Origin of the sequence: Lentzea sp. NBRC 105346, assembly GCF_030269605.1 — a bacterium.
Classification (GTDB): Bacteria; Actinomycetota; Actinomycetes; order Mycobacteriales; family Pseudonocardiaceae; genus Lentzea.
On sequence record NZ_BSTQ01000017.1, the window covers coordinates 81,086 to 94,014 of the forward strand.

Genomic DNA, 12,929 nt, shown 5'->3' on the forward strand with positions numbered 1-12,929 from the left:
CGCCCATACGTTGAACCGCATGAGAAACCGCCTGACGGCTTTCCTCGCGTCGACGGCCCTGGCCCTCGTCATCGGCGTGCACCCGGCGGCAGCCGAGCCACTTCCGGCACCGGAGATCTTCGCGACCAGCAACACCGCGGTGATCACCGACCCGGACGACCCGCGGCTGAGGACGCGGCTCGTGCGGTTCGACATCGAGGTGCGCGGCATCATCGCGACCAACGGCGGCCGCACCGAACGTTCGACGCTGCTCGACGGCGTGTTCTGGTCGAGCAGCCTGCAGCAGACCACCTACGAGCGGTCCCGCAAGTTCGACGTGCGCGGGCTGAGCTCGGACGGCCTGCACCACGCGGCGGACGTGGTGCGCAAGCAGTACCAGCAGGAGTCGGTGCTCACTTTCGAGTTCCTGCCGAAGATGTCGCCGCGGATCAACGCCGTGCAGGTCGAGGTGCCCGGTGTGACCCCGAAGCAGCTGCGCGACGGACTGGCGAACGACCCGGTGGCGCGCGAGAAGATCGGCGGCGGGTCGGTCACCATGCACGACAAGCTGATCCTCGTCGCCGACCGGGACGACCTGTCGCTCGTGAAGGCGTTCGTCATCAAGATCGGTGGCAACTGGGCGAACTCCACCACACGGCAGGGCGCGTGGGAGTTCGTGTCCACAGTGGAGTGAGGTAATCCGCTCGCGGCCCACGGCACCGCGACCTAGCCTGGTCGCATGGCAGCAACCATCGTCCGCGGACAGAACGTGGACATCCGCATGTGGACTCGACCGGACGAGGTCGAGCCGTTCGCCATGCAGCAGCTCCAGAACATCTCCGCGCTGCCGTGGGCCGTGAAGCACATCGCCGTGATGCCGGACGTGCATTACGGCAAGGGCGCGACGGTCGGATCGGTGATCGCGTTGCGCGACGCCGTCTCCCCCGCGGCCGTCGGCGTGGACATCGGCTGCGGCATGACCGCCGTCCGGACGTCGATCAACGCCGCCGACCTGCCGGAGAGCCTCCGCCGGCTGCGCAGCCGCATCGAGTCGGTCGTGCCGGTCGGCTTCGGGCAGCACCGGGAACCGGCGTTCACCGAGCGCGACGCGCAGGACTGGCAGCGCTTCTGGAAGGCGTTCGACGAGCTCACCCCGGCCGTGAAGGCGCGGGCGGAGAAGGCGCGCAACCAGATGGGCACGCTCGGTGGCGGCAACCACTTCCTGGAGATCTGCCTGGACGAACGGCAGCAGGTGTGGGTGATGCTGCACTCCGGCTCGCGCGGCATCGGCAACGAGCTGGCGCAGCACCACATCTCGGTGGCGCGCACCCTCGCGCACAACGCCGAGCTGCCGGACCCGGACCTCGCGGTGTTCCTCGCGGGCACGCCGGAGATGGCCGAGTACCGCCACGACCTGTACTGGGCTCAGGACTACGCGCGACGCAACCGCGCGGTGATGCTGCGCTTGGTGACGGACGTGTTGCGCACCGAGTTCCCGCACATCGAGTTCGACGAGCCGATCTCGTGTCACCACAACTACGTCGCCGAGGAGACGCACTTCGGCGAGGACGTTCTGGTGACGCGCAAGGGCGCGATCCGCGCCGGCCGCGGCGAGCTGGGCATCATCCCGGGTTCGATGGGCACCGGAAGTTACATCGTGCGGGGACTGGGAAACCCGGACTCGTTCGAGTCGGCGAGCCACGGCGCGGGCCGCCGGATGTCGCGCAACAAGGCCCGCAAGACGTTCACGACCGAGGATCTGCGATCCCAGACCGCTGGGGTGGAGTGCCGCAAGGACTCGGGTGTCGTGGACGAGATTCCGGGCGCCTACAAGGATATCGACACGGTCATCGCAGACCAGTCCGACCTCGTCAAGGTGGTCGCGAAGCTGAAGCAGGTCGTCTGTATCAAGGGCTGAAGTTTGTTCACGCAATGACAGGGAAACCCGGTAGACATCAGATTCCTTTACCGGCCAACGATCTTGGCCAACCAGGAGGTTTCGATGTCTACCGGTGGCGTGATCGTTCTGGTGATCGCGGTGCTGGTCGTGCTCGCTTTGGCGGGTTTCGCCGCCATGAAGTTCGCGCAGCGCAAGCGGCTGCGGGAACGGTTCGGGCCGGAATACGACCGCACCGTCGCCGACAGCGACAACCGGTTCAGCGCGGAAAAGGAGCTCTCCGAGCGCGAGAAGAAGCACTCGGAGTTCGAACTGCGACCGCTTTCGCCCTCCGCGCAGGACAGCTACTCGCGGCACTGGGCGGTGCTGCAGGAACAGTTCGTCAACTCTCCGGAGAAGGCCGTCACGGACGCGGACCGTCTGGTCACGGATCTGATGGCCGAACGGGGATACCCCACCGAGGGTTATGAGGCGCAGCTGAGCGTGCTCTCCGTCGAGCACGCGAAGACGCTCGACCACTACCGCAAGGCGCACGACATCTCCGAACGCCAGGAGATCGGTGAGGCCAGCACGGAGGACCTCAGGATGGCGATGGTCCACTACCGCAGCCTGTTCGAGGACCTGCTCCGCACCGGCTCCCGGAAGGAGAAGAGTGATGTCTGAGCACCGCGCCGTCACCACCGAGGACCTGGCCCAGCAGGATCGGACTCAGGAGACTCCGGAGCGCGACTTCCCGGAGCAGCAGTCCGAGTTCCGTTCCGAGGAGCCCGAGTTCCGTTCCGAGTCGGGGACCGACGAGATTCCCGCGCAGCATGAGCCGGACGACTCCGGCACCATGCGGCAGGACACCCCTGAGCGCACTGATTCTGAGCGAATCGATTCTGGGCGCACCGACTCCGAGCAGCGGACCCCGTTGTTCGACCGCGAAGACACCGACCGGTTCCGGGAGAACTGGCGGTCCCTGCAGACCGACTTCGTCGACGACCCGCAGCAAGCCGTGCGGCAGGCCGACGAGCTGGTCGCCGAGGTCATGCAGACCCTCGCTTCGACGTTCGCCGAACACAAGCGGTCGTTGGAGGAGCAGTGGTCGCGCGGCGGTGAGCCGCAGACCGAGGACCTGAGGCTCGCACTGCAGCAGTACCGCGTGTTCTTCCAGCAGCTGCTGTCCGTCTGAGCCCAACTCCGCAATACCTGGCGCCGTGGCCGTAACAGGTCACGGCGCCGGTGCGCGTCTTTCGCCGGCTTTCGGTCAGCTGGGGAGCTCGCGGATCTCCATCTCCAGCACGTCGATCTCGTCGCTGATGGCCTCGTCGAGCATGTCGTCGAGCAGCCGCCGGCAGTCCGCGGCGCCCCACTTGCTCCGCCCGGCGCCGAACCTCGGCACCTGCTCCCACCACACCGCGGGATTGTTCCAGAACGACCCGGAACCCTGGTCGACGCCCTCCAGGCAGCGCAGGTGTTTGTCGTGGTCGGGCATCGCACGCACGAACTCGATGAAGAACGCCAGGGCGTCGGGATTACTCACCGGAACGGCGCCATAGCCGCGCAGACAGTCCTCGAGCTCGGCGAGGAACTCGGCCTTGAAGGTCACGGCACACCCCGCTCCCTCCGCACCGTTGCGGCATCTGGGTACGTTCCAACAACAGTACCTCCGGGAGTTGTCCGGCAAACGAGTGCGAACGGGCGGTTCCTTCCGGCGTTCTCGGATTTTCTCGTGACCCGCTGTCGATTTCGCTGTTCCGGTTGCGTCACGGACGTAGCCGGATCGGATGCACGGCGTGCACACCTGGTTCGTCGAGATGCTCATCGCCGGGTGAATGCGGCAAGCCGGAAATACCGCCCAATCCTTTGTGGACGGTCAGGACTCGGCGTGCAGGCGCGCGATGAAGCTGAACCGGTCGCCGCGGTAGAGCGAACGGGCGCGTTCGATCGGGTGACCGTCGGTGTCGTAGGAGACTCGGTGCAGCAACAACATCGGCAACGCTGGGTTAGTACCGATGAGCAACGCCTCGCGCGGTGTGGCGAGCACGGTCTCGATGCGTTCCTCGGCGTCGAGGAAGCTCACGCCGAGCTGTTCGGTGAGATGCGCGTAGAGCGACCCGGCCGGGTCGAGCTCCTCGCGCAGCCGGGGGAAACGTATGGCCGAAAGATACGTGGATTCGAGTCCGATGCGTTCCTCATCGGCGATGAGCACGCGTTCGAGGTGGAACACCGGGTCGCCGGGCTCCAGGAGCAGGTCGCGGGCCAGCTGGTCGTCCGCGCGCACCGGCTCGAAGGTGATGACGGTGCGGCACGGCTCGACGCCCTGCCTGCGCATGCCCTCGGTGTAGCTGACGAGCGACAACGGTTGCACGAGTTTCGGCGGTGCGACGAAGGTTCCGCTGCCCTGGCGGCGGATCAGCTTGCCCTCGAGGACGAGCTCGCTCACCGCCTGCCGCAACGTCACCCTGGACACCGAGAATCGTTCGGCGAGCTCCCGCTCCGAGGGCAGGACCGTGCCCTCGCCGAGTGTCTCGACGAGCTCGAACAGCTCGGTCTTCACCGCGTAGTAGCGCGGCACCCGCCCGTGCTCGGGGACCCCGGCACGAACCGGTCTGTCGGCACGGTGGCGTTGAGGCACTGACGGAACGCGGTTCACGTCTTGTGAGCATACGTCACTCACCGTGCGAGCGATCTCACGGTCCGAACTGTTAATCCTTGATCCGCCTAGTCCTTGATTTGCGGCGGGTCCGGAATCTTGTAACCGGAGGAGCCGATGTTGTCCTCGAGCGACTTGCGCCAGGCTCCGCTGCTGATCATCTTGCGCACCGCGCCGACGACCTTCGCCTTGCTGGTCGGGTCGTTGCGGTGCATGCCGATGCCGTACTCCTCCTTGCTGAACGGCGCGCCGACGACGCGCAGCAGCTCGGGGTTCTGGGCGGCGTAGCCGGCGAGGAGGACGTCGTCGGTGGTGACGGCGTCGACGTTGCTCGCGAGCAGGGCGGTGACGCAGTCGCTGAACTTCGCGTACTCGACCAGCTTCACGTCCTTGGCGAACTGGTCCTTGACGTACGCGGCGGAGGTGGAGCCGGCGGTCGAGCAGAGCCGCAGGTCCTTGCTCAGCGACTTCGGGCCCTCGATGCGGTTCTCGTTGAAGCGCACCAGGAGGTCCTGACCGGCGACGAAGTACGGGCCGACGAAGTCGACGAGCTCCTTGCGCTTCTCGGTGATCGAGTAGGTGGAGACGACGAGGTCGACCTCCCCCGAGGTCAGGAGCGTCTCGCGTGAGCCCGTCTGGGCCTCCCGCCAGGTGATGTTGTCCTCGGAGACGCCCAGCTCGTTGGCGATGTACTTGGCGACGTCGACGTCGAAGCCCTTGTACGTGCCGTCGAGGCGGCGCACCGACATGCCCGGCTGGTCGTAGGAGACCGCGATGGTGAGCCGATCGGTGGCGTTGGCCTTGCCGATGAGCGTGGTCTGATCGGAGGAACCGCACGAGGCGAGGAGGAGCAGTGCCGTTGATGTTCCGGCTACCAGGCGAAGGACCGCGGCGGGCGTCATTCTCTCCCTCTTCGACTTGCGTTCGCTGCTTGCGTTCTGCGGGCGTGCGCCGACGCGACTGCATGCGGACGACGTCGTCCGGGTCGAACTCTCGGCGATTCCGGGAAACCTAGGCGGCGATCCGACGTGTGTCCATACCCACGTGCGAATAGAGACAACAGAATCGTTCACTCCGGGTCACCGCAGCCGCCGGGGACCCGCGTCGTGCCGTGACGGCCGCGGCCCCAGGGTGATCTTGGCGCTGCTGACGTAGGCGCCCGCGGCGGAGGCCAGCACGGGTTCCAGCGTGAGGCAGCGGATCTCGGGCAGGTCCTCGGCGAGCGCCGCCAGGCGGAGGATCAGGTCCTGCAGCGCGTCGAGGTCGGCGGGTTCGTCGCCGCGATAGCCGGTGAGCAGCGGGGCGGCCTTCGGTGCGCGGACGAGTGCCGCCGCGTCGGTGTCGGTGAGCGGCACGGCCCGGTACGCGCGGTCGCCGAGGAGATCGCTGACGAGCCCGGAGAGTCCGAACGACACGAGCGTGCCGAACGACGGGTCGTCCTGCAGCCCGAGCGCGCACGAGATTCCCTTGGGCGCCATGCGCTGCACGTACACACCGTCCGAGTCGGACAGTTCGGCGAGATCGGCATACGCCGCGCGGACCGACTCCGCGCCCGCCACGTCGAGGCGCACGCCGACGAGATCGGTGCGGTGGCGCAGGCGTTCGCTGGTGGACTTCATCGCGACCGGGAAACCCAGTTCGACGGCCGCTTCGACGGCCTCGCCCGCGGAGTGCACGATGCGGAACGGCACGACGTCGATGCCGTAGCAGGCGAGCAGGCGCACGGCGGTCTCGTCGTCGATCTGGACCTCGGATTCGTCTTTCAGTGCGGTGTCCACAATGGAGCGTGCGGTCGTGGTGTCGGCGTCGTCGGGCCTGGTGAAGGTTCCCTGCGGCGAGCTTCGCCAGCCGGCGTACCGGGTGGCGCGGGCGAGGGCGAGGGCGGCGCGTTCGGGGCTCGGGTAGCTGGGAATCGAGCCGCGCCCGCTGGGCACGGCCAGCTCGTCGGGGATGCCCTCGACGGCGAGGAACGTGGAGACGATCGGCTTGCTGGTGGCCGCTTCCTTGAGTGCGCGGGCGTAGGCGGTGCCGGGCACCGCGATCGGTGGCACGAAGACGACGACGAGCGAGTCGGTGTCCGCCCGGTCGTGCGCCGCCTGGACGGCCTTGGCGAACTCCTCCGGGTCGGCCTGCGCGCCGACGTCGACGGGGTCGCAGGCCAGTTCGAGGCCTTGCGCGAGGAGCGTGTCGGCGGCGAGGACGCCGATCGCGGTCGAGTTGCCGACGACCGCGACGCGCGGGCCTTTCGGGAGCGGCTGGTGCGCGAGCAGTAGGGCGGTGTCGAACATCTGGGCCAGCGACTCGACCCTGATCACGCCGGCCTGTTCGAACAGCGCCTGGACGCTGGCCTCGTCGACGGGCACACCCGTGGCGGCGAGTGCGGGCATGACCGCGTGCCGTCCGGACTTGACCGCGACGATCGGTTTCGTGCGGCCGAGCCTGCGGGCGAGGCGGGCGAACTTGCGCGGGTTGCCGAAGCTCTCGAGGTAGAGCAGGACGACGTCGGTCGCGGGGTCGGTCTCCCAGTACTGGAGGAGGTCGTTGCCGGAGACGTCGGCGCGGTTGCCCGCGCTCACGAACGTCGACAGGCCGAGTCCCCGGCTCGCCGCGTTCGCGAGGATCGCGGTGCCGAGCGCGCCCGACTGGCAGAAGAACCCGGTGCGGCCCTTTTTCGGGAGCTTCGGCGCCAGGCTCGCGTTGAGCCGGACCTTGGGGTCCATGTTGAGCACACCCAGCGCGTTGGGTCCGACGACGCGCATGCCGTGGGCGCGTGCCTCGGCGGCGAGGCGGCGTTCGGCGCTGAGCCCGTGCGGGCCGGTCTCGCCGAACCCGCTGCTGACCACGACCAGCGCCTTGACGCCTTTCGCGAGGCAGGCGTCCATGACGCCGTCGACGCTCGCGGCGGGCACGGCGACGACGGCGAGGTCGACGTCGTCGGGGATGTCGAGCACCGATGGGTAGGCCCGCACGCCGCGCACGCTGCGGTGTTCGGCGTTGACCGGGTAGACGGGGCCCGCGAAGTCGGCGGTGAGGAGGTTCGTCAGCACTGCGTGCCCGACCTTCGTGTGGTCGGTGGACGCGCCGATGACGGCGACGCTCCTCGGGTGCAGCAGGTTGTGCACGCTACGCGCCTCGGCGGACTGCTCGCGCGCCTTGGTGATGGTGATCGACTCGTCGGTCGGGTCGATCGCGAACTCCAGGTGCAGCACACCCTCCTCGAAGGCGCGTTTGACCTGGTAGCCGGCGTCGCGGAAGACGCGGACCATCTGCCCGTTCTCGGCGAGCACCTCGGCCTCGAACCGGCTCAGCCCGGTCTCCTTGGCGGCCGCGGCGAGGTGTTCGAGCAGGATCGACCCCAGTCCCCTGCCCTGGTGCGCGTCCTCGACGACGAACGCCACCTCGGCCGAGTCGCCGTTGTTCAGCCGGTCGAACCGGCCGACGGCGACGATGTCGTCGCCGAGCAGCGCGATGAGCGCCACCCGGTCGTGGTGGTCGACGGTGGTGAACCGGTCGAGGTCGCGCTGCGGGATGCGCGGGTACGGCCCGAAGTAGCGGAAGTACCGCGTCCGCTCACTCAGCCGGCCGTGGAACTCTCGCAGCTGGTCGGCGTCTTTCGGCGTGATCGGTCTCAGGTGGACGGTGCCCCCGTCGCTGAGGACGACGTCCGCTTCCCAGTGCCGCGGGTAGTCGAAGGGGTCCGACACGTCATCAGTCCCTCGGGTCGTCGGGGTCCAGTCCGTGCAGCGGGAAGACCGCGCGGCGGGTGTCCCGGATGGCCCGGTCGACCGGGTCCTCGGTGTCGCCGCCCCACGGCTGGTGAACAGGGTCGCACCCATCCGACATAGACGCAGGCAACGGCCAGTTCGGCGCGATCCGCGTCGCGTGCGCGACCCACTCGGCGGGCAGCGGCACGTCGGGGTCGACGTCGCGGTCGAGCACGGTCGCCAGCAGGTGCGTCCAGCTCCGCGGCACCACGCGCAGCAACTCGTACCCGCCGCCGCCCAGAGCCAGCCACTTCGCCTGATGCTTGGTGACCGCAGTACGCAATATGCGATATATCGCCCGGTGCCCGTCGACGGACAACCGCAGATCGGCGAGCGGGTCCTCCTTGTGCGTGTCGGCCCCGCACTGCGTGACGATCAGCTGCGGCTCGAACGCGTCGAGCAGCGCGGGCACCGTCGCGTGGAACGCCCGCAACCACCCGCTGTCCGACGTCCCGGCGGGCAACGCGACGTTGACGGCGCTGCCCTCGGCCCCGCCGCCGCCGACCTCGGTCGCCCACCCGGTACCCGGCCACAGGCTCATCGGATGCTGGTGCAACGAGATCGTCATGACGCGCGGGTCGTCCCAGAACGCCGTCTGGACGCCGTCGCCGTGGTGGACGTCGACGTCGACGTACGCGATCCGGTCGAACCCGTTGTCCAGCAGCCACGCGATCGCGACGGCGCAGTCGTTGTAGACGCAGAACCCGGCGGCGTGATCCGGCATGGCATGGTGCAGCCCGCCCGCGATGCTGACCGCCCGATCCACCTCCCCGCTCGCCAGCGCCCGCGCCGCCGCCAGCGAGCCGCCGACGACCAGCGCCGACGCCTCGTGCATCTGGTGGAAGACGGGGTTGTCCGCGGTGCCGAGCCCGTGCCCGACGTCCCAGCCGGCCGTCGGCGCGGCCCGCACCGCGCTCAGGTAGCCGGGCCGATGGACCAGCTCGATCTCCTCGTCGGTCGCCGGCTCGGGGCTGACGACGTCGACACCGTCGAGCACACCGAGCGCGGTGGCCAGCCGGATGGTCAGATCAAGGCGAACGGGGTTCAGCGGGTGGTCACCACCCAGGTCGTACGCGAGAAACGACGAATCCCACACGACACTGACTGGCTTGCCCATGACCGCAACCTACCGACCAATCGGCCTATCGGGTGATCACAGCTTGGTCGCCGATCCCCGATCGCCCGTTTCAGCGACTTAGAGTGACCGCGCTCGGTCGGGGAACCGAACTGTCCGGACAGGGGTCTGAATCCACATGCAACTGCGACTCGCCTCCGCGCTCATCGTGCTGACGCTGGCTCTCGGTGTGACCGGATGCGCCCAGCGCATCGGCGGCACGGCCGTGGCAGGCGCGCAGAAGGAGGTCTCGGAGACGACCTCGTCGAAGAAGCCGACGTCGACCAAGTCGACGGCGCCGACGACGACCAGCAAGTCGTCGAGCGGCTCCGGCGACGTGAAGATCAAGGTCGAGAAGAAGACGACCGGCTACGAGGTCTGCGAGATTCTCAAGCCCGCCGACATCGCCGCCGCCATCGGCGGCAAGGCCAGCGGCAGCGGCTGCGTCCTCAGCACCGAGAACCCCTACGCCGTCGTCAGCGAGATCATCGGCTTCGCCGACGACCTGCCGGCCGACAAGAAGGCGCTCGAGGTCGGCGGCAACACCGCGTGGCAGATCGAAGACAAGGAAGGCGGCTGCAAGGTCGTCATCATGCTCACCGACGACCCGAAGGCCATCACCCCGGCCTACGTGGTCGAGGTGCTCGAGGTCGACGACATCGACTCGTGCGGCATCGCCCTCAAGCTCGCCACCCTCGGCTTCGAACGCCTCCCCAACGCCTGACGCCGCCGTCAGCCGGTCTCGACCTCGCGGTCGAGGGCGCACCAGTTCGACCACGACCCCGCGTACAGGACCGCGGGGTTCTCCGGCGTGGTGATGCCCGCGACCTCGAGCGCGAGCACGACCGACGACGCGGTGACCCCGGATCCGCAGTAGGCGCCGACCGGCTGGTCCGGCTTCACCCCGATCGACTCGAACCGCTCGTCGAGCTCGTCGGACGAAAGCCACCGGCCGCCGTCGCCGACGTGCTCGTTCGACGGCGCGTTCAACGCGCCGGGAATGTGCCCGGCCTTGGGGTCGATCGGCTCCGTCTCACCCCGATACCGCTGCGGCGCCCGCGCGTCGAGCAGGACGCCCTCGCGGGCCAGCGCCGCGGCGCCGTCGGCGTCGACGACCGGCATGTGGCCGGGCCGCACGACGAAGTCCCCCGGCTCCTGGTCGTGCACGTGGTCGGTCACCGGGAACCCCGCCGCCTGCCACGCGGCGAACCCGCCGTCGAGCACGGCGACCTCCCGGCACCCCGCCCACCGCAACAGCCACCACGCGCGGGCCGCGACGGAACCGTCGCCGGCGTCGTAGACCACCACCTGAGCGCCCTCGCGCACGCCAGCGCGCCGCAGCGCCTCCTGCAGCCGGTCCGGGTCGGGCAACGGGTGCCTGCCCGCGGTGCCCGGCGGGTCCGACAACTCGGTGTCGAGGTCGACGTACACCGCGCTCGGAATGTGACTCGCCTCGTAGTCTTGACGACCGGGTGGGCCGCCCAGGCGCCACCGCACGTCGAGCAGGGCGAGGCCGGCTCCCCACTTCATCGCTTCGGCGAGGGTCTCAGGAGTGATCAAGGGGTCCACACGCGCATCCTGCCGAACCCGACGCCCTTGTCCCAGGCAAGACCACCTATGCGACTAACATTGACACCATACGAAGGGGAGCGGGTGTGAACGACCTCATCGACACCACGGAGATGTATCTCCGCACGATCTACGAGCTCGAAGAAGAGGGCGTGGTGCCACTGCGCGCCCGCATCGCCGAGCGCCTGGGCCAGAGCGGCCCGACGGTGAGCCAGACCGTCGGGCGGATGGAGCGCGACGGCCTCGTCGTCGTCGCCGACGACCGCCACCTGGAGCTCACCGAGCAGGGCCGCAACCTCGCGATCGCGGTTATGCGCAAGCACCGGCTCGCCGAGCGCCTCCTGGTCGACATCATCGGCCTCGAGTGGGAGCACGTGCACAGCGAGGCATGCCGCTGGGAGCACGTCATGAGCGAGGCCGTCGAGCGCAAGCTCGTCAAGCTCCTCGGCAACCCGACGACGTCGCCCTACGGCAACCCCATCCCCGGCCTCGACAAGCTCGGCGACGGCGAGCCCGCCCCGCCCGCGGAGGCGGACCTCATCCGCGTCGACGAGGTGGCCCGCCGCGGCGGCGGGCGCGTCGAGGTGCGGCGCATCGCCGAGCACGTCCAGCTCGACCCGGACCTGATGGCGGAGCTGCGCAAGGCCGGCGTCGTGCCAGGCGGCACGGTCGAGATCGACTCGCTCGGCTCGGGCAAGGTCGTGCAGGTCAGGGGCAACGGCAACACCGCCGAGCTCGAGCCGTCGGTGGCGCACGCCGTCCTGGTACTCGCCCGGTGACCTCAGGTCCGCAGACCCCGGCCGCCAAGGCCGCCGGTGAGTTCACGCGCCTGCACGGTCGCGCTCCCGCGGGTGTCTGGTCGGCCCCCGGCCGGGTGAACTTGATCGGCGAGCACACCGACTACAACGACGGCTACGTGCTGCCCTTCGCACTGCCGCACCGCATCGCGGTCGCGGCAGCGCCGCGCGCGGACGGGATGCTGACCGTCAGCACGCTCGGCGACGACGGCGGCTGCCAACACGCCGAGCCCGTCGCCGTGGCCGACCTCGCGCCGGGCGTGGTGTCCGGGTGGGGCGCGTACCCGGCCGGTGTCGCGTGGGTTCTGCGCGACCACGGCGTCCGCACCGGCGCGGACCTGGTGATCGCCGGCGACGTGCCCGCGGGTGCGGGGCTGTCGTCCTCGCACGCGCTGGAGTGCGCCGTCGCGCTGGCGTTGCTCGGGCTCGCCGGCCTGTCGCCCGAGCGGCCCGACATCGCCCGCTGGGTGCAGCGGTCCGAGAACGACTTCGTCGGTGCGCCGACCGGGCTGCTCGACCAGACCGCGTCGCTCATGTGCGTCTCGGCGCACGTGCTGTTCCACGACGTCCGGTCGGGCAAGTCGGAACAGGTGCCGTTCGACGCGGCGGCCAGCGGGCTGGAGGTGCTGGTGATCGACACCCGCGCCAGCCACTCGAACACCGACGGCGGCTATGCCTCCCGGCGCGCGGGCTGCGAACGGGCGGCCGCGCTGCTCGGGATCCCGGCGCTGCGCGACGTGGACGTCACCGAGCTCGCCGAGACGCTGGCCAAGCTCCCCGACGAGCTCCGGCCGCTGGTGCGGCACATCGTCACCGAGAACGACCGGGTGTTGCAGACGGTCGAGCTGCTGCGGGCCGGACGGCTCACCGAGGTCGGGCCGCTGCTGTCCGCCTCCCACGCGTCCCTGCGGGACGACTACCGGGTCTCGTGGAAAGAAGCGGACGTCGCCGTGGAAGCGGCGATGTCGGCGGGCGCGCTCGGGGCGCGGATGATCGGTGGCGGGTTCGGCGGCTCGGCGATCGCGCTCGTGCCGGTGGATCTGCACGACGACGTGGAGCGGGCGGTGGTCGCCGAGTGCGCGGCCCGTTCCCTGACCAGACCACGGCTCTTCACCGCGGTGCCGTCCGCGGGTGCGGGCCGGGACAGCTGATTTCCCAGGAAGGCGAGGAA

13 protein-coding genes are annotated in these 12,929 nt (G+C 69.4%); 7 read left to right on the top strand and 6 right to left on the bottom strand.

Features of this window, described 5'->3' with window-relative positions; translation table 11 throughout:
• The first annotated feature begins 19 nt into the window (after positions 1-19).
• The 4 genes from QSK35_RS31445 (at position 20) to QSK35_RS31460 (ending at position 3,050) form a co-directional block, all read left to right on the top strand.
• Positions 20-673, top strand: a complete 654-nt coding sequence (locus tag QSK35_RS31445) for a hypothetical protein (RefSeq protein ID WP_285751211.1) — start codon at positions 20-22, stop codon at positions 671-673.
• 45 nt (positions 674-718) lie between these two features.
• Positions 719-1,897 carry an RtcB family protein gene (locus QSK35_RS31450; protein WP_285751212.1) on the top strand — a complete coding sequence of 393 codons (1,179 nt, stop codon included), beginning with the start codon at positions 719-721 and terminating at the stop codon, positions 1,895-1,897.
• A gap of 84 nt (positions 1,898-1,981) precedes the next feature.
• A complete protein-coding gene (locus QSK35_RS31455) occupies positions 1,982-2,539 on the top strand; it encodes a hypothetical protein (RefSeq protein ID WP_285751213.1) in 558 nt (185 codons plus the stop codon).
• On the top strand, positions 2,532-3,050 hold the full coding sequence (locus tag QSK35_RS31460; protein ID WP_285751214.1) for a hypothetical protein: 519 nt from the start codon (positions 2,532-2,534) through the stop codon (positions 3,048-3,050). Before QSK35_RS31455 ends, QSK35_RS31460 begins: the two co-directional genes overlap by 8 nt.
• Before the next feature lie 75 nt (positions 3,051-3,125).
• On the opposite strand, the gene QSK35_RS31465 is transcribed toward QSK35_RS31460, so the two are convergent.
• The 5 genes from QSK35_RS31465 to QSK35_RS31485 form a co-directional block, all read right to left on the bottom strand.
• Complete coding sequence (locus QSK35_RS31465) at positions 3,126-3,467, bottom strand: hypothetical protein (protein ID WP_285751215.1); 342 nt, start codon at positions 3,465-3,467, stop codon at positions 3,126-3,128.
• Positions 3,468-3,734: 267 nt separating this feature from the next.
• Positions 3,735-4,496, bottom strand: coding sequence for a GntR family transcriptional regulator (locus QSK35_RS31470; RefSeq protein ID WP_285751216.1), 762 nt, complete (start codon positions 4,494-4,496; stop codon positions 3,735-3,737).
• An 86-nt stretch (positions 4,497-4,582) separates the two neighbouring features.
• Positions 4,583-5,416 carry a glutamate ABC transporter substrate-binding protein gene (locus tag QSK35_RS31475; RefSeq protein WP_285751217.1) on the bottom strand — a complete coding sequence of 278 codons (834 nt, stop codon included), beginning with the start codon at positions 5,414-5,416 and terminating at the stop codon, positions 4,583-4,585.
• Between the two features lie 177 nt (positions 5,417-5,593).
• On the bottom strand, positions 5,594-8,218 hold the full coding sequence (locus QSK35_RS31480; protein WP_285751220.1) for a bifunctional acetate--CoA ligase family protein/GNAT family N-acetyltransferase: 2,625 nt from the start codon (positions 8,216-8,218) through the stop codon (positions 5,594-5,596).
• A 4-nt stretch (positions 8,219-8,222) separates the two neighbouring features.
• Entirely contained in the window at positions 8,223-9,395 is a 1,173-nt protein-coding gene (locus QSK35_RS31485) for an acetoin utilization protein AcuC (protein WP_285751222.1), read from the bottom strand.
• Positions 9,396-9,531: 136 nt separating this feature from the next.
• Between QSK35_RS31485 and QSK35_RS31490 the strand changes: the two genes are divergently transcribed.
• On the top strand, positions 9,532-10,116 hold the full coding sequence (locus tag QSK35_RS31490; protein ID WP_285751223.1) for a hypothetical protein: 585 nt from the start codon (positions 9,532-9,534) through the stop codon (positions 10,114-10,116).
• A gap of 8 nt (positions 10,117-10,124) precedes the next feature.
• Here the strand turns inward: QSK35_RS31490 and QSK35_RS31495 are convergent, their stop codons facing one another.
• A complete protein-coding gene (locus tag QSK35_RS31495; protein ID WP_502881746.1) occupies positions 10,125-10,961 on the bottom strand; it encodes a sulfurtransferase in 837 nt (278 codons plus the stop codon).
• 86 nt (positions 10,962-11,047) lie between these two features.
• On the opposite strand from QSK35_RS31495, the gene QSK35_RS31500 reads away from it, so the two are divergent.
• The gene (locus QSK35_RS31500; protein WP_285751224.1) at positions 11,048-11,740 is read left to right on the top strand and encodes an iron-dependent transcriptional repressor DtxR; all 693 of its coding nucleotides are present in this window, start codon (positions 11,048-11,050) and stop codon (positions 11,738-11,740) included.
• On the top strand, positions 11,737-12,909 hold the full coding sequence (galK, locus tag QSK35_RS31505; RefSeq protein ID WP_285751226.1) for a galactokinase: 1,173 nt from the start codon (positions 11,737-11,739) through the stop codon (positions 12,907-12,909). Before QSK35_RS31500 ends, galK begins: the two co-directional genes overlap by 4 nt.
• The last annotated feature ends 20 nt before the right edge of the window (positions 12,910-12,929 follow it).

What these genes read in the sequence shown, in the direction of transcription:
- QSK35_RS31445 (WP_285751211.1), top strand. Translation starts at nt 20, where the DNA reads ATGAGAAACCGCCTGACGGCTTTCCTCGCGTCGACGGCCCTGGCCCTC.
- QSK35_RS31450 (WP_285751212.1), top strand. Translation starts at nt 719, where the DNA reads ATGGCAGCAACCATCGTCCGCGGACAGAACGTGGACATCCGCATGTGG.
- QSK35_RS31455 (WP_285751213.1), top strand. Translation starts at nt 1,982, where the DNA reads ATGTCTACCGGTGGCGTGATCGTTCTGGTGATCGCGGTGCTGGTCGTG.
- QSK35_RS31460 (WP_285751214.1), top strand. Translation starts at nt 2,532, where the DNA reads ATGTCTGAGCACCGCGCCGTCACCACCGAGGACCTGGCCCAGCAGGAT.
- QSK35_RS31475 (WP_285751217.1), bottom strand. Translation starts at nt 5,416, where the DNA reads ATGACGCCCGCCGCGGTCCTTCGCCTGGTAGCCGGAACATCAACGGCA.
- QSK35_RS31485 (WP_285751222.1), bottom strand. Translation starts at nt 9,395, where the DNA reads ATGGGCAAGCCAGTCAGTGTCGTGTGGGATTCGTCGTTTCTCGCGTAC.
- QSK35_RS31490 (WP_285751223.1), top strand. Translation starts at nt 9,532, where the DNA reads ATGCAACTGCGACTCGCCTCCGCGCTCATCGTGCTGACGCTGGCTCTC.